Source organism: Streptomyces sp. NPDC058284 (genome assembly GCF_042881135.1).
Lineage (GTDB): Bacteria > Actinomycetota > Actinomycetes > Streptomycetales > Streptomycetaceae > Streptomyces.
Map to the genome: position 1 here is coordinate 122,907 of NZ_JBHVYE010000009.1, position 20,250 is coordinate 143,156.

The 20,250-nt window shown below is 70.5% G+C and carries 14 protein-coding genes; 8 read left to right on the forward strand and 6 right to left on the reverse strand.

All coding sequences use genetic code 11. The features are described 5' to 3' along the window. Positions 1 to 204: 204 nt before the first annotated feature. The gene (locus tag ACFVYR_RS15345) at positions 205 to 1,101 is read left to right on the forward strand and encodes a YceI family protein (protein WP_384260214.1); all 897 of its coding nucleotides are present in this window, start codon (positions 205 to 207) and stop codon (positions 1,099 to 1,101) included. Positions 1,102 to 1,191: 90 nt separating this feature from the next. Here the strand turns inward: ACFVYR_RS15345 and ACFVYR_RS15350 are convergent, their stop codons facing one another. Further along, entirely contained in the window at positions 1,192 to 1,437 is a 246-nt protein-coding gene (locus tag ACFVYR_RS15350; RefSeq protein ID WP_384260212.1) for a hypothetical protein, read from the reverse strand. A 92-nt stretch (positions 1,438 to 1,529) separates the two neighbouring features. On the opposite strand from ACFVYR_RS15350, the gene holA reads away from it, so the two are divergent. After that, on the forward strand, positions 1,530 to 2,516 hold the full coding sequence (holA, locus tag ACFVYR_RS15355) for a DNA polymerase III subunit delta (RefSeq protein ID WP_384260209.1): 987 nt from the start codon (positions 1,530 to 1,532) through the stop codon (positions 2,514 to 2,516). Between the two features lie 581 nt (positions 2,517 to 3,097). On the opposite strand, the gene rpsT is transcribed toward holA, so the two are convergent. Then, entirely contained in the window at positions 3,098 to 3,358 is a 261-nt protein-coding gene (gene rpsT, locus ACFVYR_RS15360) for a 30S ribosomal protein S20 (protein WP_384260207.1), read from the reverse strand. 218 nt (positions 3,359 to 3,576) lie between these two features. Between rpsT and lepA the strand changes: the two genes are divergently transcribed. After that, positions 3,577 to 5,448 (forward strand): translation elongation factor 4, encoded by a 1,872-nt coding sequence (gene lepA, locus ACFVYR_RS15365; RefSeq protein WP_384260205.1) that lies wholly within the window; start codon positions 3,577 to 3,579, stop codon positions 5,446 to 5,448. 270 nt (positions 5,449 to 5,718) lie between these two features. After that, complete coding sequence (locus ACFVYR_RS15370; protein WP_384260203.1) at positions 5,719 to 7,608, forward strand: AMP-dependent synthetase/ligase; 1,890 nt, start codon at positions 5,719 to 5,721, stop codon at positions 7,606 to 7,608. Between the two features lie 35 nt (positions 7,609 to 7,643). On the opposite strand, the gene ACFVYR_RS15375 is transcribed toward ACFVYR_RS15370, so the two are convergent. Together ACFVYR_RS15375 and ACFVYR_RS15380 are read right to left on the reverse strand one after the other, a co-directional pair. Then, positions 7,644 to 8,228 (reverse strand): two-component system response regulator, encoded by a 585-nt coding sequence (locus ACFVYR_RS15375; protein ID WP_384260201.1) that lies wholly within the window; start codon positions 8,226 to 8,228, stop codon positions 7,644 to 7,646. A gap of 9 nt (positions 8,229 to 8,237) precedes the next feature. Beyond that, on the reverse strand, positions 8,238 to 12,332 hold the full coding sequence (locus ACFVYR_RS15380) for a HAMP domain-containing protein (RefSeq protein ID WP_389611935.1): 4,095 nt from the start codon (positions 12,330 to 12,332) through the stop codon (positions 8,238 to 8,240). Between the two features lie 218 nt (positions 12,333 to 12,550). On the opposite strand from ACFVYR_RS15380, the gene ACFVYR_RS15385 reads away from it, so the two are divergent. Then, positions 12,551 to 14,473 (forward strand): SpoIIE family protein phosphatase, encoded by a 1,923-nt coding sequence (locus ACFVYR_RS15385; RefSeq protein ID WP_384260199.1) that lies wholly within the window; start codon positions 12,551 to 12,553, stop codon positions 14,471 to 14,473. Between the two features lie 66 nt (positions 14,474 to 14,539). Next, a complete protein-coding gene (gene hemW, locus ACFVYR_RS15390) occupies positions 14,540 to 15,772 on the forward strand; it encodes a radical SAM family heme chaperone HemW (RefSeq protein ID WP_384260196.1) in 1,233 nt (410 codons plus the stop codon). A 296-nt stretch (positions 15,773 to 16,068) separates the two neighbouring features. On the opposite strand, the gene ACFVYR_RS15395 is transcribed toward hemW, so the two are convergent. Further along, positions 16,069 to 16,890, reverse strand: a complete 822-nt coding sequence (locus ACFVYR_RS15395; protein WP_384260194.1) for a DUF3097 domain-containing protein — start codon at positions 16,888 to 16,890, stop codon at positions 16,069 to 16,071. A 35-nt stretch (positions 16,891 to 16,925) separates the two neighbouring features. After that, the gene (locus tag ACFVYR_RS15400; RefSeq protein WP_384260258.1) at positions 16,926 to 17,663 is read right to left on the reverse strand and encodes an MBL fold metallo-hydrolase; all 738 of its coding nucleotides are present in this window, start codon (positions 17,661 to 17,663) and stop codon (positions 16,926 to 16,928) included. Positions 17,664 to 17,862: 199 nt separating this feature from the next. Here ACFVYR_RS15400 and hrcA point away from each other — a divergent pair, with 199 nt between their 5' ends. Continuing rightward, positions 17,863 to 18,879: a heat-inducible transcriptional repressor HrcA gene (hrcA, locus tag ACFVYR_RS15405; protein ID WP_384260191.1), complete on the forward strand. Its 1,017-nt coding sequence runs from the start codon at positions 17,863 to 17,865 to the stop codon at positions 18,877 to 18,879. Then, positions 18,880 to 20,019 carry a molecular chaperone DnaJ gene (gene dnaJ, locus ACFVYR_RS15410; protein WP_384260189.1) on the forward strand — a complete coding sequence of 380 codons (1,140 nt, stop codon included), beginning with the start codon at positions 18,880 to 18,882 and terminating at the stop codon, positions 20,017 to 20,019. The last annotated feature ends 231 nt before the right edge of the window (positions 20,020 to 20,250 follow it).

Here is a 20,250-nt window from a genome sequence, read left to right on the forward strand (position 1 = left end):
CGCCGCCCCACCGCGCGCACGGCCCCACCCCGCGCACCGTCCCCGCGCGCCCGTCCCGCAATTCGGGTGAGTCGCGACAGTTCAAGCGCATCGGCAACATTGCAGCGATCTGGGTCCGTGTTGCGTCTAAAGCCGCAACAGTGATCGAATGCCCTTTCGTTGCAGTTTGCAGGTGTTGTCAATAACGCGGGGATGTGTCGCAGGGTGTTCGGCCGTTGGCTGGGAAACCGTTTGAATCGGGCCGGACGGACGGGGCTGTTGTCGGCGCTCACGGTTCCGTCGAGTGCGGGGGTGCTCAGCTGCCGGGTGCTGGACCCGGTCAATGAACCGGTGCGGAACGCGGAGTTCGTCGTCAGCGACGCTCTGGGGCGCAAGGTGGTCAGCGGGGGTACGGACCCCTTCGGCTCGTTCGTGACGGCGGCCCCGGCCGGGGAGTACCGTCTCGCGATCTCCGCGGAGGGGTTCACGCCGTACCGGGCGAGCGTCACCGTGGGGGAGGACGCGCACGCCTCGATCGGCGACGTCATGCTCCAGGTCGCCCAGCCCCCCGCGCTGCCCGAGCCCGGCGACTGGGAGATCGACCCCCTGCACTCCTCGGTGGGCTTCACCGCGCGTCACATCGGGCTCGCGCGCATCCGCGGCCGGTTCAACACCTTCGCGGGCGCGATACGGATGGGGGAGCGCATGGAGGACTCCGCGATGCACGTCGTCATCGACGCGGCGTCCATCGACACCGCGGTCGCCATGCGCGACGATCATCTGCGTTCCGGCGACTTCCTGGACGTGGCGCGCTTCCCGACGATGGAGTTCTACAGCGATCGCTTCGTCCACAAGGGCGGCAGCCGCTGGGCGATATCCGGCGGCCTGACGCTGCACGGCGTGACGCGTACGGTGACGCTCGACACGGAGTACCTCGGGGTCGGCAAGGGGCTCCAGGGGGAGACCCGTGTCGCCTGCCGTGCCACCACCGAGCTGCACCGCGACGACTTCACGATCACGTGGCAGACGATGCTCGCGCGCGGCATCGCGGCCGTCGGACACAGCATCACGATCGACCTCGACATCCAGGTCATCCCCAAGAGCAGCAGCGCCGAAAGCTGACCGTCGCTCCTGTCGCTCCTGTCGCTCCTGTCGCTCCCGTCGCTCTCGCCGCCCCCGCCGCTCTTCCGCCGGAAGGCCGGTCGACCGCCACTAGGGAGCTTCCAGCCAGCCCTCGTGCTCGGCGGCCAGTTCGTCGAGTGTCGCCGGATCGAGGCGGGAGTCGGGGTCCTCGACCACGACCAGCCACTGGGCGTCCTCGGCGTCGTCCTCCCCGGCCAGCGCGTCGCGGACGAGTTGGGGTTCCTCGGCCACGCCGAAACGGTCGGGGAGCTCTGCGGCCACCACCTCCGCGGCGTCGCGGTCGGGCAGTACCAGGACATGTCGTACGTCGGTCACGGGCCCATTCTCCGACATGGGGACGAGGGCGCACGGCGCGGGGCGGGCCATGTGGGGCGGGCTGTCAGTGGTGCGTGGGATGCTGGACCGCGATGGCCAGGAAGACAGCAAATGACGATCCGCTCGCTCCTCTCACGCTCGCCGTGGGGCAGGAGGACCTGCTCCTCGACCGCGCCGTGCAGCAGGTGGTCGCGGCCGCCCGCGCCGCCGACGCGGACACGGACGTGCGGGACCTCACATCCGACCAGCTCCAGCCCGGCACGCTCGCCGAGCTGACGAGTCCGTCGCTCTTCGCCGAGCGCAAGGTCGTCGTCGTGCGGAACGCGCAGGATCTGTCGGCGGACACGATCAAGGACGTCAAGGCGTATCTCGGGTCGCCGGCCGAGGAGATCACCCTCGTCCTGCTGCACGCGGGCGGCGCCAAGGGCAAGGGGCTGCTGGACGCGGCGCGCAAGGCGGGGGCGCGTGAGGTCGCCTGCCCGAAGATGACGAAGCCCGCGGACCGGCTCTCGTTCGTGCGGAGCGAGTTCCGTGTGCTCGGCCGTTCGGCGACGTCCGAGGCGTGCCAGGCCCTGGTCGACTCGATCGGCAGCGATCTGCGGGAGCTCGCGTCCGCGGTCTCCCAGCTGGCGGCCGACGTCGAGGGGACGATCGACGAAGAGGTCGTCGGGCGGTACTACACGGGGCGGGCGGAGGCCTCCAGCTTCACGGTGGCCGACCGGGCCGTCGAGGGGCGGGCCGCGGAGGCGCTCGAAGCGTTGCGGTGGTCGTTGTCGACCGGGGTCGCGCCCGTCATGATCACCAGTGCTCTCGCGCAGGGTGTCCGGGCGATCGGCAAGCTCTCCTCCGCGCGCGGGGGGCGTCCCGCCGATCTTGCCCGTGAGCTGGGCATGCCGCCCTGGAAGATCGATCGGGTGCGTCAGCAGATGCGGGGCTGGACGCCGGACGGGGTGGCTGCCGCGCTCACCGCGGTCGCGGCGGCTGACGCGGGGGTCAAGGGGGGCGGGGACGATCCCGAGTACGCGTTGGAGAAGGCGGTCGTGGCGATTGTGCGGGCGGCTCGCGCCGGGCGGGGGTGAGTGGTGCTGCGCGGGCTGGGCGGGGATGGTCCCTGCGGGTAGCCGTGGCTTGTCGCGCAGTTCCCCGCGCCCCTAAGGGCGCCCGTCCACGACGTCTTCGATTCTGCGGGTAGCCCGTGGCTTGTCGCGCAGTTCCCCGCGCCCCTTGAGGGGGCCCCACGACGTCTTCGATTCTGCCGGTCGGCCGTGGCTTGTCGCGCAGTTCCCCGCGCCCCTAAGGGCGCCCGTCCACGACGTCTTCGATTCTGCGGGTAGCCCGTGGCTTGTCGCGCCGTTCCCCGCGCCCCTTGAGGGCGCCCATCCATGACGTCTTCGATTCTGCGGGTGAGCCGGGCTCTGTGCGCCGTTCCCCGCGCCCCTGAAAAGCGCCCCCAGCGCCCCCGCCTTCAGCACCCCCAGCAGCGCCCTCAGACCACAACAGCGCGACCCCCGGACACAGCGATGCCCCCGGAGTGGGCCGGGGGCATCGTCGCAGCGTGGCGTACTGCGTGGTCTGTCCGCGATTCGAGGTAGAGGGCTCGAATTACCCTCGCGGGAGGATTGATCAGTGCCCCGGCGGACCGGGGTGAGGGGTTCAGTCCTTAGAGGGACGAAGCCTTCGAAGCAAGCGCCGACTTCTTGTTGGCGGCCTGGTTCTTGTGGATGACACCCTTGGAGACGGCCTTGTCGAGCTGGCGCGTGGCCTCACGCGTGAGCTCGGCAGCCTTCTGGGCGTCACCGGCGGCAACGGCCTCGCGGGCCTTGCGGATCGCGGTCTTCAGCGAAGACTTGACCGCCTTGTTGCGCTGACGCGCCTTCTCGTTGGTCTTGATCCGCTTGATCTGGGACTTGATGTTCGCCACGAAAGAGCCTTTTCAGGTTCAGGTACTGCAGAGGTACTGCAGATGAGTGTTATGACACGCGCCTCGACGCCCGAGAGGGGCTACGAGACACAGCTGTCCACGATATCAGCCGTCCTCCCACCGGCCCAAACCGGGCGCAGTGCCGCACCCGTGGGACGATGGAACCTACGTATAGATCCGACCCGAGGCGACAGGCGCCTCAAGAGACAGGACCCTGCGTGCCCGCGATCCCTAAAAATGTGCCCGAGCCGAGCCGTACCGACCCGGCGCTGATTCGCAATTTCTGCATCATCGCGCACATCGACCACGGCAAGTCCACGCTCGCCGACCGCATGCTCCAGCTCACCGGTGTGGTGGAGCAGCGGCAGATGCGTGCTCAGTACCTCGACCGCATGGACATCGAGCGCGAGCGCGGCATCACGATCAAGTCCCAGGCGGTGCGTCTGCCCTGGGCCCCGAGCGAGGGCCCGGACGTCGGCAGGACCCACATCCTCAACATGATCGACACCCCGGGCCACGTGGACTTCACGTATGAAGTCTCACGCTCGCTCGCGGCCTGTGAGGGCACGATCCTCCTGGTCGACGCGGCCCAGGGCATCGAGGCGCAGACTCTCGCCAACCTCTACCTGGCGATGGAGAACGACCTCAAGATCATCCCCGTACTGAACAAGATCGACCTCCCGGCCGCGCAGCCGGAGAAGTTCTCCGAGGAGCTCGCCAACCTCATCGGCTGCGAGCCCGAGGACGTCCTGAAGGTCTCCGCGAAGACCGGCATGGGCGTCGAGGCGCTGCTCGACAAGGCCGTCGCCGAGATCCCGCCGCCGGTCGGCGTCGCGGACGCCCCGGCCCGCGCGATGATCTTCGACTCCGTCTACGACTCCTACCGCGGCGTCGTCACGTACGTACGAGTCGTCGACGGCCAGCTCAACAAGCGCGAGCGGATCCGGATGATGTCCACCGGAGCCACGCACGAGCTGCTTGAGATCGGCGTCTCGTCGCCCGAGATGACCCCGGCCGACGGCATCGGCGTCGGCGAGGTGGGCTACATCATCACCGGCGTCAAGGACGTCCGTCAGTCCAAGGTCGGTGACACGATCACCTCCCTGCACAAGGGCGCGACCGAGGCGCTCGGCGGCTACAAGGACCCGAAGCCGATGGTCTTCTCGGGTCTCTATCCGCTGGACGGCTCGGAATACCCCGACCTGCGCGAGGCCCTCGACAAGCTGCAGCTCAACGACGCCGCGCTGGTCTACGAGCCGGAGACCTCCGCCGCGCTCGGCTTCGGCTTCCGCGTCGGTTTCCTGGGGCTGCTGCACCTCGACGTGATCCGCGAGCGCCTGGAGCGCGAGTTCGGGCTCGACCTGATCGCCACCGCCCCCAACGTGGTCTACCGCGTGATCATGGAGGACGGCGCCGAGCACACGGTCACCAACCCGAGTGAATTCCCCGAGGGCAAGATCGACCAGGTCTTCGAGCCCGTCGTGCGCGCCACGATCCTCGCGCCCAGCGAGTTCATCGGCTCGATCATGGAGCTCTGCCAGAACCGGCGCGGCGTCATGCTCGGCATGGACTACCTCTCCGAGGACCGCGTCGAGATCCGCTACACGCTGCCGCTCGCCGAGATCGTCTTCGACTTCTTCGACCAGCTGAAGTCCAAGACGCGCGGCTACGCCTCGCTGGACTACGAGCCCACCGGCGAGCAGTCCGCGCAGCTCGTCAAGGTCGACATCCTGCTGCACGGCGACAAGGTCGACGCCTTCTCGGCGGTCACGCACAAGGACCAGGCGTACGCGTACGGCGTGCGGCTCGTCGCCAAGCTGCGCGAGCTCATCCCGCGCCAGGCCTTCGAGGTGCCCGTCCAGGCGGCGATCGGCTCCCGGGTCATCGCCCGCGAGACCATCCGCGCCATCCGCAAGGACGTCCTCGCCAAGTGCTACGGCGGTGACATCTCCCGTAAGCGCAAGCTCCTGGAGAAGCAGAAGGAGGGCAAGAAGCGGATGAAGATGGTCGGCTCCGTCGAGGTGCCGCAGGAGGCCTTCATCGCCGTGCTCTCCAGCGACGACAGCGGCCCCGGCAAGGCCAAGAAGTAGTCGTCCCGGCCGTGGCGGAGCCACGGCCGAGCGGGCCCGGTGCACACGCATCGGGCCCGCGGCGCGTTCCGGCGGGCGGGTCCGTTTCCGTATGCGGATCTGGAGGAAGTGACAGCCAGTAGCCCCTTACGCGTCGGGCGTCCGGGCTCTACTCTGATCACCACTCGTAGGTTACTCGCAAGTTAAACAAGTAGCCGCAGGGATGTCAGAAGACAGGTAAGAAGCAGCCGCCAGCCAGTTCGCCGCACTGCCGTGGGCCCGGAGGATGTCGTGAGCGACACACAGACCTTGATCGAGAACCGTCCGCCCTCCGTGGCGCACCTCTTCGTGGAGCGCGTGGCGGCCACGCCGGACGCCGAGGCCTATCGCTACCCGGTTCCGGCAGCCTCCGGCGAGGGCCCCGACGAGTGGAGGACGCTCAGCTGGGCGCAGGCCGCCGAGCGCGTGCACGCCATCGCGGCGGGCCTCATCGAGCTCGGGGTGGGCTCCGAGGAGCGCGTCGCCCTCGCCTCCTCCACGCGGGTCGAGTGGATCCTCGCCGACCTCGGCATCATGTGCGCCGGCGCGGCCACCACCACCATCTACCCCCAGACCAACGTCGAGGAGTCGGCGTACATCCTGGCCGACTCCGGCAGCCGCGTGCTGATCGCCGAGAACGCCGCGCAGCTCGCCAAGGCGCGCGAGAAGCGGGCCGAGCTGCCGGAGCTGCGACACGTCGTGGTGCTCGACGCCGAGGGCGCGCAGGCCGCCGAGGGCGACCCCGAGGGCTGGGTGCTCACCCTCGCCGACCTGGAGGCCCGCGGCGCCGCGTACCTGGAGAAGAACCCCCAGCTGATCAAGGAGCGCATCGCGGCGATCACCGCGGACCAGCTCGCCACGATCATCTACACCTCCGGCACCACCGGCAGGCCCAAGGGCGTGCGCCTGCCGCAGGACAACTGGTCGTACATGGCGAAGGCCATCGCGGCGACCGGACTGCTCGGCCCGGACGACGTGCAGTACCTGTGGCTGCCGCTCGCGCACGTCTTCGGCAAGGTGCTGACCTCCGGGCAGATCGAGCTCGGGCACGTCACCGCCGTCGACGGCCGCGTGGACAAGATCATCGAGAATCTGCCGGTCGTGCAGCCGACCTACATGGCCGCCGTGCCCCGCATCTTCGAGAAGGTCTACAACGGCGTCGCCGCCAAGGCGCGGGCCGGCGGCGCGGCCAAGTACAAGATCTTCCAGTGGGCCGCCGAGGTCTCCCGCGAGTACGCGAAGGTCAGCCAGGACAACTTCCGCAGGACCGGCACCCCCTCCGTACCGTTCGGGCTGCGCGCCAAGCACCGGACCGCCGACGCCCTCGTCTACTCCAAGCTGCGCGAGGCCTTCGGCGGGCGGCTGCGCGCCGCGGTCTCCGGCTCCGCGGCGCTCGCGCCCGACATCGGGTACTTCTTCGCGGGCGCGGGCATCCACATCCTGGAGGGGTACGGCCTGACCGAGTCCTCCGCCGCCTCCTTCGTGAACCCCGGTGAGGCCTACCGCACCGGCACCGTCGGCAAGCCGCTGCCCGGCACCGAGGTGCGCATCGCGGACGACGGCGAGATCCTGCTGCGCGGCCCCGGCATCATGGAGGGCTACCACGGCCTTCCGGAGAAGACCGCCGAGGTCCTGGAGTCCGACGGCTGGTTCCACACCGGGGACATCGGCGAGCTGTCCGTCGACGGCTACCTGCGGATCACCGACCGCAAGAAGGACCTGATCAAAACCTCCGGCGGCAAGTACATCGCGCCCGCCGAGGTCGAGGGCCAGTTCAAGGCCGTCTGTCCGTACGTCTCCAACATCCTCGTGCACGGCGCCGACCGGAACTTCTGTGCCGCGCTGATCTCGCTCGACGAGCCCGCCATCCTGGAGTGGGCGAAGGAGAACGGCCAGGAGGGGAAGACGTACGCCGAGGTGTGCGCCGACCCGGCCACGGTCGCGCTCGTCGACGGCTACGTACAGCAGCTCAACGAAGGCCTGCAGCGCTGGCAGACCATCAAGAAGTTCCGGCTCCTGCCGCGCGACCTGGACGTCGAGCACGGCGAACTGACGCCCAGCCTGAAGCTGAAGCGCCCGGTCGTCGAGCGGGAGTACAAGCACCTCATCGAGGAGATGTACGCGGGATCGCGCGAGGCCTGAGCCGGTCGTTCCGTGGCCTGCGGGGGCCGGGGAGGCTAGGCGTCCCGGCCCCGGCGCATCTCCTGCACCAGCTCCTCCATGTGGGTCACGTGGTGGCGCAGCTCCACGACGTCGCGCAGGTTGCTCGCGGCCATATGGGTCTCGATCGCCGAAAGGCGCGCGGCCAGCTCGTCGAACTGGCGCTGCTCGCGGGCCAGTATCCGCTCCAACTGCCTGTTCTTGCGGTGCAGTTCGAGGAAGACGGTGACCTTGGCGCGCAGTACCCACGGGTCGAAGGGCTTGGTCAGGTAGTCGGCGGCGCCCGTCGCGTAACCGCGGAAGGCGTAGCCCGCGTCGTTGTCGGTGCCCGTCAGGAAGATGATGGGCACGTCCTTGGTCTGGTCGAGCCGTTTGATGTTCGACGCGGTCTCGAAGCCGTCCATGCCCGGCATGCGGACGTCCAGAAGGATCACGGCGAATCGTTGCCGCAGAATCGCCTTCATCGCTTCCTCGCCCGAACGGGCTCGGACCAGCGGCTCGTTCAGTGAACCAAGGACAGCTTCGAGTGCCATCAGGTTGTCCTCCATGTCGTCGACAAGGAGGATGCTTGCGCGGTTGTCGGTCGTGGCCTCAGCGGTCATGACGGTGCCTCACTCGGGTGCCGGTGGAACAGCCTTCTCCTTCGGTGTGCCGGGCCGTTCCGTGGCGACGGATTCTGAATCGGGGGAGGTGGTCCCACCGGTGCCTTCGGGCTCGCCCTCGGGGTCCAGGAGGGCGCAGACGACACCGAGGAGCTGGTCCACGTCCACGGGTTTCGGTACGTACTCGGTGGCGCCCTGCGAGATGGCCTTCTCGCGGTCGCCGGGCATGGCCTTCGCGGTGAGCGCGACGATGGGCAGGCCCTGCCAGCGAGGGCTGCGACGGATCGCCTCCATCGTCTCGTACCCGTCCATCTCCGGCATCATGATGTCCATCAGGACGATGTCGACGTCCGGGTTGCGCTCCAGCGTCTCGATGCCCTCGCGGCCGTTCTCCGCGTACAGGACGGGCATGCCGACGCGGCTCAGTACGTGCGTGAGCGCGAAGACGTTGCGGATGTCGTCGTCCACGATGAGCACCCTGCGGCCCGGCAGTATGCGGCCCGCGCGCCCTTCCTTCCACTCCTCGAGCTTGGTGGGGGTGGGCCAGCTGTCGTCGGGTTCGAGCGAGGTGTGCGGGCGCAGGACCGCCTGCTCCACCGGCTCGGGCAGCTTCGTGTGGGAGGCCGCGAACGCGATGGCGGCCGCGCCGTGGCCCGGATGCACCACGGGGACGTACAGCGAGAAGGTCGAACCCTGGCCGGGGTGGCTCTCCGCCGTGATGCGGCCGCCGAGCAGGCCGGCGATCTCGCGGCTGATGGAGAGGCCGAGGCCGGTGCCGCCGTACTTGCGGTTGGTGGTGCCGTCGGCCTGCTGGAACGCCTCGAAGATCACCGGGAGTTGCTCGGGCGGGATGCCGATCCCGGTGTCGCTGACGGCGAAGCAGAGCAGGTCCTCGTTGTCGTGGAGCAGCCGGTCGCCCGCGGACTCCTTGACGCGGCTGACCCGCAGTTCGATTCTGCCCGCCGAGGTGAACTTGACCGCGTTCGACAGCAGGTTGCGCAGGATCTGCTGCAGGCGCTGCTCGTCGGAGAACATCTCGCGTGGCACGTCCTCGCCCACCGACACGTCGAAGGCGAGACCGCGGTCGAGGGTGAGCGGGCGGAACGTCGCGTGGACGTAGTCGAGGACCTTGATGAGCGGCAGCTTCTTGGGCCGTACGTCCATGCGGCCCGCCTCGATCTTCGACAGGTCGAGGATGTCGTTGATGAGCTGGAGCAGGTCCGAGCCGGAGCGGTGGATCGTCGTCGCGAACTGCACCTCCTGGTCGGAGAGGTGGTCGTCGGGGTTGTCGGAGAGCAGCCTGGCCAGGATCAGCAGGGAGTTGAGCGGGGTGCGCAGCTCGTGCGACATGTTCGCCAGGAACTCCGACTTGTACTGGGAACTGGTGGCGAGCAGGGCGGCCTTCTCCTCGAGCTCCGCGTTCGAGCGGCGCAGTTCGGCCTGCTGGCGCTGGAGCTCGTCCGAGCGCTCCTGGAGCTGGGTGGCGAGCCGCTGGGACTCGCCGAGCAGTGACTCCGTGCGGGAGTTGGCGATGATGGTGTTGATGGCGACGCCGATGGTGTTCACGAACTGGTCGAAGAACGCGAGGTGGACGTCGGAGAAGCGGGAGAACGTGGCCAGCTCGATGACGCCGAGCAGTTTGTCCTCGAAGAGGATCGGGATGATCACGACGGTGGCGGGGGCCGCGTCGCCGAGCCCCGAATGGATCTTGATGTACTCGGGTGGCACCTCCTCGACGAGGATGCGCTTCTTCTCCAGGGCCGCCTGGCGCACCAGGCCCTGCGCGGGCATCCCGCCGGTGTCGACGACCGAGCCCTGCGCGGCGCCGTAGCCCGCGATGAAGGCGAGGCCCTTCGCGGTGACCTGGGTGGGCGCGGGGCCCTCCGCGGTGTCGGGGTCGGCCAGGAAGAACGCGCCGTACTGCGCGTTCACCAGCGGGGTCAGCTCGCGCAGGATCAGGTCGGCGACCTCCATCAGGTCGCGGTGGCCCTGCATCAGGCCCGCGAGGCGGGCGAGGTTGGACTCCAGCCAGTCCTTGGCGCGGGTGGTCTCGCGGAGGTTGGAGACCATGAGGTTGATGTTGTCCTTGAGGTCGGTGACCTCGCCGCGCGTCTCCACGGTGATGGCGCGGGTCATGTCGCCCTGGGCCACGGCGGAGGCCACCTCGGCGATGGCGCGGACCTGGGTGGTGAGGTTCAGCGCCAGCTCGTTCACGTTCGTCGTCAGGCGCTTCCACGTGCCGTAGACGCCCTCGACACGGGCCTGACCGCCCAGCTGTCCCTCGGAGCCGACCTCGCGGGCCACGCGGGTGACCTCGGAGGAGAACGAGGAGAGCGTGTCCACCATGGTGTTGATGGTGGTCTTCAGCTCCAGGATCTCGCCGCGCGCGTCGACATCGATCTTCTTGGAGAGGTCGCCCTGGGCCACCGCGGTCGCTACCTGCGCGATGTTGCGGACCTGGCCGGTGAGGTTGTCCGCCATGTAGTTGACGTTGTCGGTGAGGTCCTTCCACACGCCCGATACGCCGAGGACCTGCGCGCGGCCACCGAGCCGGCCGTCCGTGCCGACCTCGCGGGCGACGCGGGTCACCTCGTCGGCGAAGGCACGCAGCTGCTCCACCATGGTGTTGACGGTGTCCTTCAGCTCCAGGATCTCGCCGCGCGCGGTGACCGTGATCATCTTGGAGAGGTCGCCGTTGGCGACGGCGGTGGTCACCTGGGCGATGTTGCGGACCTGCGAGGTGAGGTTCGACGCCATGAAGTTGACGTTGTCGGTGAGGTCCTTCCACACGCCGGAGACGCCGCGGACCTGGGCCTGGCCGCCGAGGTTCCCCTCGGTGCCGACCTCGCGGGCGACGCGGGTGACCTCGTCGGCGAAGGCGGACAGCTGGTCCACCATCGTGTTGATCGTCGACTTCAGCTCCAGGATCTCGCCCTTCGCCTCCACCGTGATCTTCTTGCCGAGGTCTCCCTGGGCGACGGCCGTCGACACGAGCGCGATGTTCCGCACCTGGGAGGTGAGGTTGTCCGCCATGAAGTTGACGTTGTCGGTGAGGTCCTTCCACACGCCGGAGACGCCCCGCACCTGAGCGCGCCCGCCCAGGTTCCCCTCGGTGCCGACCTCACGGGCGACGCGGGTGACCTCGTCGGCGAAGGCGGACAGCTGGTCCACCATCGTGTTCACCGTCGACTTCAGCTCCAGGATCTCGCCCCGGGCATCGACGGTGATCTTCTGGCTCAGGTCGCCGTTGGCGACGGCGGTGGTCACCTGGGCGATGTTGCGGACCTGCGAGGTGAGGTTCGACGCCATGAAGTTGACGTTGTCGGTGAGGTCCTTCCACACCCCCGACACCCCGCGGGCCTGGGCCCGGCCGCCCAGCTGGCCCTCCGTGCCGACCTCGCGGGCCACCCGGGTCACCTCGGCGGCGAACGCGGAGAGCTGATCCACCATGGTGTTCACGGTGAGCTTCAGTTCGAGGAGCTCACCGGTGGCCTCGACGGTGACCGTGCGTGTCAGGTCGCCCTGGGCCACCGCCGTGGTGACGAGTGCGATGTCGCGCACCTGGGCGGTGAGGCGCGACGCCATCGTGTTGACGGCCTCGGTGACATCCCGCCAGCTCCCCGAGAGGCCGCGTACCTTGGCGCGCCCGCCGAGCCTGCCCTCCGTGCCCACCTCACGGGCGACGCGCGTGACTTCACCCGTGAAGAGGGACAACTGATCGACCATCGTGTTGACGGCGCGGCCGAGGCGGCGCAGATCGCCCCGGAGCTCACGGGTGCCGTCGTGCAGATCGACGCGCTGGGTGAGGTCGCCGCCCGCCACCGCGTTCAGCACCCGGGTGGCGTTGGCCGCCGGGGCGACCAGGGCGTCGAGCAGAGTGTTCACCTCCGAGACGCGCGCCGCCCACCGGCCCTGCCCGGGGCTCTCGGCGAACCGTTCGTCGAGCCGGCCGTGGCGTATGATCTCCCGCCGCACGCGGATGAGTTCACTGTCGAAGTGCAGCGAACGGTCGACCATCTCGTTGAAGACCGCGTACAGCTCGGCGGTGACGCCCTCGCCGACCGGGGCGGCCTTGGTGAAGTCCCCGTCCCGCGAGGCGCGCATGGCGGCGAGAAGCGGGCGCAACTGACACATGGCCGGATCCGTACCGGACCCGACGCCCTGCGCGGGGACCGGAATCCGGCCTTCTCCAAGCGCAGGCATAGCACTGTTCTCACTCATAACGGCCCACTTCGGTGACTCGGTGCTTATGGGCGGGGTCAGTCTGTCACTCTGTCCGTGTCGCCTGAGGCGTATTCACCGAACTGCTCAGGAGCCGTACTGTGGGGTCCATTCCGATGCAACGGGAGATCGAATTCCGTTCCTCCGCCCCGGCCTCGGGCCGTCCGGGGCCGCTGCTGGTGGTGGGTACATCTCTGCCCGGAAATCCGCTTGCGCCTGCCGCCGCGCGCAAGTTCGTGCGTGCCGCGCTCGCCGACTGGACCGAGACCGGGGTGCCCGCCGCGCGCGGCTTCACCGACCGGCTGGCCGACGACTCGGTGCTGCTCGTCAGCGAACTGGTGACGAACGCGGTCGTCCACGCGGGCACGGCCGTCGAGCTGCTCTGCCGCCTCGACGAGGCGGCGCCCGGCGAGAGCACGGGCGCCCTCGTCATCGAGGTCTCCGACCACCATCCCGCGCGCGCCGTCCGCAGCGAGCAGCGCCCGCCGGCCAACGGAACCCCCGAGTACGGCCGCGGCCTGTACCTCGTCGCGACGCTCTCCGAGTCCTGGGGCATCACCTACCGGCCGGGCACCAAGACCGTCTGGGCCCGGCTGCCCGTCGACGGCGTCCACGCCCTCCACGAGATCGAGTCGTACGCGAGCGACCAGGCGCTCCAGCGCGGACTGCGCGCCGCCGAGATCCTGGCGCCGCTGCCCAAGCGGACGCCCCAGGACATGGAGTGGGCCAACCGCGGCGCGCTCACCTTCCTCGCCGAGGCGTCCGACCTGCTGGCCGGGCAGTTCGACGAGGACCTGGTGGCGGCGCTGGCCGGACAACTGCTCGTGCCGCGGCTCGCGGACTGGTGCGCGGTGTGGCTCGAGGACGCCTGCGAGGGCCCCGTGCACGGGGCGATGGGCATGTCGGGAGGACGCCTCGCCCGGGTCTGGCACAGCAGCGAGCACCGTATAGAGGAGCTGCGCCGCCTCCTGGAGAAGGAGCCGCCGCGGCTGCCGGAGGCGGCGGGCTCGGGCGCCTTCCCCGTCCCCTGGCCCGGCGGGGCGCCCGCGGGCGGAGCGGGGTCTTCCGGTGCGGCCCTCGCCTACCGCCTTGTCGCGGGCGGGCGCTCGCTCGGCACGCTCGTCATCGGCCGCTCCGGGCTCGTCCGGTTCGCCGACGAGGTCACCGGCCTCGTCGAGGACTTCACCCGCCGGGTCGCCCTCGCGATCAGCACCGCGCGCCGCTACCAGCGCCAGGCCAACATCAGCCAGGTGCTGCAGCGCGGGCTGCTGCCCAGCAAGGTCGCGGAGATCCCCGGCGTGGAGAGCGGCCTGGTGTACGAGCCGCGGGACAAGGGCGGCCCCGGCGGCGACTTCTACGACGTGTTCCAGGCGGGCGAGGGCCGCTGGTGCTTCGCGCTCGGCGACGTCCAGGGCAAGGGCCCCGAGGCGGCCGTCGTCATCGGCCTCGCCCGCCCCTGGCTGCGGCTGCTCGCCCGCGAGGGCTACGCGGTCGCGGACGTCATGGACCGCCTCAACCAACTGCTCCTCGACGACGCGACCGAGGCGGCGGACGCGGCGGCCGCGGTCGTCGCGGTCGCGGGCGGCCAGGGAGTACCGCCCGACGGGCCCACCTCGCGCTTCCTCTCCCTCCTCTACGGCGAGCTCATCCCGTACGAAGGGGGCGTGCGCTGCACCCTCGCGTGCGCCGGGCACCCGCTGCCGCTCCTGCTGTCGCCCGACGGGGAGGTGCGCGAGGCGGCCACCCCGCAGATGCTGCTCGGGGTCGTCGACGACGAGACGTACACCAGCGAGAGCTTCGAGCTGCGGGCCGACGAAACGCTCCTGTGCGTCACGGACGGTGTGACCGAGCGGCGCTCGGGGCGGCGGCAGTTCGACGACGGGGACGGCCTCGCCCGGGCGCTGGCCGGGTGCACGGGGCTCGACGCGGGGCTGGTGGCCGAGCGGATCCGGCGGATCGTGCACGAGTTCTCGGAGCGGCCGCCCGACGACGACCTGGCCTTGCTGGTGCTGCGGGCCCGGTGAGGGACGGGACGGGGGAGGTACTGAGGGGTGCGGGTGGGGTTCCCCGCGTGCGGGACAATCGACGGTATGCCTTCCGCACTGCCCGATGGTGAGCCCATGCCCGAGGACGGCGCGCTGCCCGCGTCCGCCCTGTCCGGCGCGGCCTCCCGCCCGCTCGGCTTCTACCTGCACGTTCCGTACTGCGCCACGCGCTGCGGCTACTGCGACTTCAACACCTACACCGCGACCGAGCTGCGCGGCTCCGGCGGCGTGCTCGCCTCCCGCGACAACTACGCGGAGACCCTGGCCGACGAGGTGCGGCTCGCGCGGAAGGTCCTCGGCGACGACCCGAGGCCGGTGCGGACCGTCTTCGTCGGGGGCGGTACGCCGACGCTCCTCGCCGCGGCCGATCTCGTCCGCATGCTGGGCGCCGTACGGGACGAGTTCGGCCTCGCCGACGACGCGGAGATCACGACCGAGGCCAACCCGGAGTCGGTCGACGCGGCGTACCTGAGCGAGCTGCGGGAGGGCGGGTTCAACCGGATCTCCTTCGGCATGCAGAGCGCGCGGCAGCACGTGCTGAAGGTCCTCGACCGCACGCATACGCCCGGTCGGCCCGAGGCGTGCGTGGCCGAGGCGCGGGCGGCGGGCTTCGACCACGTGAACCTCGACCTGATCTACGGCACGCCGGGGGAGTCGGACGCGGACTGGCGGGCCACGCTCGACGCGGCGATCGGCGCCGGGCCCGACCACGTCAGCGCCTACGCGCTGATCGTCGAGGAGGGCACGCAGCTGGCGCGCCGGATCCGGCGCGGCGAGGTGCCGATGACCGACGACGACGTGCACGCGGACCGCTACCTCATCGCCGACGAGGTGCTGGGCTCCGCGGGCTTCGAGTGGTACGAGGTGTCCAACTGGGCCACGTCGGAGGCCGGGCGGTGCCTGCACAACGAGCTGTACTGGCGGGGCGCCGACTGGTGGGGGGCCGGGCCGGGGGCGCACAGCCACGTGGGCGGCGTGCGGTGGTGGAACGTCAAGCATCCCGGGGCGTACGCGGGGGCGCTGGCGGGCGGCGGCTCGCCCGGCGCGGGCCGGGAGGTCCTCTCCGAGGAGGACCGCCGGGTCGAGCGGATCCTCCTGGAACTCAGGCTCCGGGACGGTTGCCCGTTGTCCCTCCTGAAGGAGGCGGGCCTGGCCGCGTCGCGCCGAGCGCTGTCGGAGGGGCTGCTGGAGGCGGGGCCGTACGGGGAGGGGCGGGCGGTACTGACGCTGCGGGGGCGGTTGCTGGCGGATGCGGTGGTGCGGGATCTGGTGGATTAGGGGTTAGTAGGGGTTGCTGTCTGCGCCGGTTGTTCGGTTGTGGGGCGGGGCCGCGGGAGTATGTGCGTACTCGCTATCCCTGCGTCGCGCTGCCCGGACAATGGGGCTATAGCGTGCTCGGTGCTCCGTTCGCACATACCCCCACGTCCCCTCCGGCCGGTTTGGCGGCTGCGGCCCGGTGGGGCGTGTCCCTGGTCCGGCCGTGCGTTGCGGGGCAAACGGATGGGTGGGTGGGATACATCCGCCGCGAAGCGGCGGGCCCGTTCGTACCGCACCCGCACCCGCACCCGCAGCGGCTAGGGCAACGTGACGAAGTCGATCAGCTCTTCCACGCGGCCCAGGAGCGCAGGCTCCAGGTCCTTGTAGCTGCGCACCGAGCCCAGGACCCGCTGCCACGCCGCCCCCGTGTTCTCCGGCCAGCCGAGCGCCCGGCAGACGCCCGTCTTCCAGTCCTGGCCCCGCGGCACCCGCGGCCACGCCGCGATACCGACCGAGGAGGGCTTCACCGCCTCCCACACGTCGATGTAGGGGTGGCCGACCACCAGCGCGTGGGCGCTGGTCACCTCCGCGGCGATGCGGGACTCCTTGGAGCCGGGGACCAGGTGGTCCACCAGGACGCCCAGGCGCGCGTCGGGGCCGGGGGCGAACTCGGCGACGATCGCGGGGAGGTCGTCGATGCCCTCCAGGTACTCGACGACGACGCCCTCGACGCGCAGGTCGTCGCCCCAGACCCGTTCCACCAGTTCGGCGTCGTGACGGCCCTCCACGTAGATGCGTCCCGCCCGGGCGACCCTGGCCCGCGCACCGGGAACGGCCACCGAACCGGACGCGGTACGTGAGGGACGTACCGGAGTGCGCGTCGCGGCCGCGGGACGGACCAGGGTGACCGGGCGGCCCTCCAGGAGGAAGCCGGCCGGCGCCAGCGGAAAGACGCGATGCTTGCCGAAGCGGTCCTCCAGGGTCACCGTCGGACCCTGCGCCGTCTTCTCGCAGCGGATCACCGCCCCGCAGAATCCGGTGCCGAGCTCCTCGACCACGAGGCCGGCGTCCGCCGCCACCTCAGGTACGGGCTTCGGCTTCTTCCAGGGGGGCGTGAGATCGGCGGAGTACTGGCGCATTCTGCCGACGATAGGAAGAACGGGCCCGCGCCGGTCTACGACACGCCGAAGCGGGCCGCCAGTGTGGCGCGCTGCGCACGGACGAATGCCGCATCCACCACTGCTCCGTGTCCCGGCACGTACACCGCGTCCTCGCCGCCGAGGTCCAGGAGCCTGTCGAGCGCCGCGGGCCAGTGCCGGGGCGCCGCGTCCCGGCCCGCCTGCGGCTCGCCCGACTCCTCGACCAGGTCGCCGCAGAAGACGACCTCCCGTCCGCCGTCGACGCCCGGCACCAGGACCACCAGGTCGTGGGCCGTGTGCCCGGGACCGACGTTCGCGAGCAGCACCCGGACCCCGCCGCCCAGGTCGAGCGTCCACTCCCCGCACACCAGATGGTGCGGCCGGACCAGGAGGTCCGCGGCCTCCGCCGCCGCGTCCGCGGCCACGCCGTGGCGTACCGCGTCCGTGCGCAGCTCCTCGCGGCCCCCGGCGAGAACCGTCTCGATGCCCACCGCCCCGTACACCTCGACGCCCGCGAAGGCCGCCGCACCGAGGACGTGGTCGAAGTGCGGATGGGTGAGCGCGAGGTGGGTGACCCGGCGGGAGCCACCGAGGATCCGGCGGGCCTGTGTCCGCAGGGCCGCGCCCTCGGCCAGACTCGACCCGGCCTCGATCATGAGGGCCGCGTCGTCGCCGACGACGAGCCCCGCCGTGCAGTCCCAGACGGGGAGGCGGCACCGCCCCACGCGCGGGGCGAGCCGCTCCCAGCCCGCCGCTTCCCATGCCGGCGTCACGTCCATACGGTGACGCTATCCCAGGGCGGGCGCGCGGGGCCGGTCAGGACGCGGGGGGTCCGCCCTTGCCGGGCCCGTACCGGTCGGCCGTACACTGACCTTTCGAAAGGCTGGCACTCGCGCGTGGTGAGTGCCAGGCGGGGGCCCGGGGGATGCCGGGGCCCGTCGTCGACGACGGAGACAGCTGGAGGTGTGCGCGATGCTCAATGAACGCAGGCTCGAAGTGCTGCGCGCCATCGTCCACGACTATGTCGGGACGGAGGAGCCGGTCGGTTCCAAGGCGCTCACGGAGCGGCACCGTCTGGGGGTCTCTCCGGCCACCGTCCGCAACGACATGGCGGCGCTGGAGGAGGAAGGGTTCATCGCCCAGCCGCACACCAGCGCCGGGCGCATCCCGACGGACAAGGGCTATCGGCTGTTCGTCGACAAGCTCGCGGGCGTCAAGCCGATGACCGCGCCCGAGCGCCGCGCCATCCAGAACTTCCTCGACGGCGCGGTCGACCTCGACGACGTGGTGGGACGGACGGTGCGGCTGCTAGCGCAGCTGACCCGGCAGGTCGCCGTGGTGCAGTACCCCTCGCTCACGCGGTCGACGGTGCGGCACGTGGAGCTGCTCTCGCTCGCTCCCGCGCGGCTGATGCTCGTCCTGATCACCGACACCGGCCGGGTCGAGCAGCGCATGATCGACTGCCCGGCCCCGTTCGGCGAGTCCGCGCTCGCGGATCTGCGGGCCCGGCTCAACAGCAGGATCGCGGGCCGTCGCTTCACCGACGTGCCGCAGCTGGTGCAGGACCTGCCCGAAGCCTTCGAGGCCGAGGACCGCGGCACCGTCTCGACGGTCCTCGCGACCCTTCTCGAAACCCTTGTCGAGGAGACCGAGGAGCGGCTGATGATCGGCGGTACCGCCAATCTCACCCGCTTCGGACATGACTTTCCCCTCACCATCCGTCCCGTCCTCGAGGCCCTTGAGGAGCAGGTCGTGCTCCTCAAGTTGCTTGGTGAGGTGCAGGATTCGGGCATGGCCGTACGGATCGGTCACGAGAACGCCCATGAGGGGCTCAGCTCTACTTCCGTGGTCTCCGTCGGCTACGGTTCGGGCAGCGAGGCAGTAGCCAAGCTCGGCGTGGTCGGACCGACCCGCATGGACTATCCGGGAACGATGGGAGCAGTACGCGCAGTGGCACGTTACGTCGGACAGATCCTGGCGGAGTCGTAAGTGGCCACGGACTACTACGCCGTACTCGGCGTGCGCCGCGACGCTTCCCAGGACGAAATCAAGAAGGCCTTCCGAAGGCTGGCCCGTGAGCTTCACCCGGACGTGAATCCGGATCCGAAGACCCAGGACCGCTTCAAGGAGATCAACGCCGCGTACGAGGTGTTGTCGGACCCGCAGAAGAAGCAGGTCTACGACCTCGGCGGCGACCCGCTGTCCCAGTCGGGCGGCGGGGCGGGCGCGGGCGGCTTCGGCGCCGGTGGCTTCGGCAACTTCTCCGACATCATGGACGCGTTCTTCGGGACGGCGTCGCAGCGCGGACCGCGCTCGCGCACGCGTCGCGGTCAGGACGCCATGATCCGCCTGGAGATCGACCTCGAAGAGGCCGCCTTCGGCACCACCAAGGACCTCCAGGTCGACACCGCCGTGGTCTGCACGACCTGCAGCGGTGAGGGCGCAGCGCCGGGGACGTCCGCCCAGACGTGTGACATGTGCCGCGGTCGCGGTGAGGTGTCGCAGGTCACGCGGTCCTTCCTCGGCCAGGTCATGACGTCGCGGCCGTGCCCGCAGTGTCAGGGCTTCGGCACGGTCGTGCCGACGCCGTGCCCCGAGTGCGCCGGTGACGGCCGCATCCGGTCGCGGCGGACGCTGACCGTGAAGATCCCCGCCGGTGTCGACAACGGCACGCGGATCCAGCTCGCGGGTGAGGGCGAGGTCGGCCCCGGCGGCGGCCCCGCCGGTGACCTGTACGTGGAGATCCACGAGCTGCCGCACGCCGTCTTCCAGCGGCGCGGCGACGACCTGCACTGCACCGTCACCATTCCGATGACGGCGGCGGCCCTCGGCACGAAGGTGCCGCTGGAGACGCTGGACGGCGTGGAGGAGATCGACATCCGGCCGGGCACGCAGTCCGGCCAGTCGGTGCCGCTGCACGGCCGTGGCATCACACATCTGCGGGGCGGCGGGCGCGGTGACCTCATCGTGCACGTAGAGGTGCTCACGCCGACGAAGCTCGACGCGGAGCAGGAGCGGGTGCTGCGGGAGCTGGCGCAGCTGCGGGGCGAGGAGCGGCCCACGGGGCAGTTCCAGCCGGGGCAGCAGGGGTTGTTCTCCCGTCTCAAGGATGCGTTCAACGGGCGGTAGCGCCTTGAGCGGTGACTTCGGCCCCCGGCGACGGTTCGTTCCGCTGCCGGGGGCTTTGTCGTCGTCCGCGGGCGCGTGGGGGCTGGTCGCGCAGTTCCCCGCGCCCCTGAAAGCAACCCGCCCCGCGCCAGCAACCACGTGCGGGCCGCGGACGCCGGCGGGACGTCGTGGGCAGACGGGGGCGCACGCGCCCGGCGCGGGGTGCGATTCGGTGCGGTGTGCGGGGCGTGG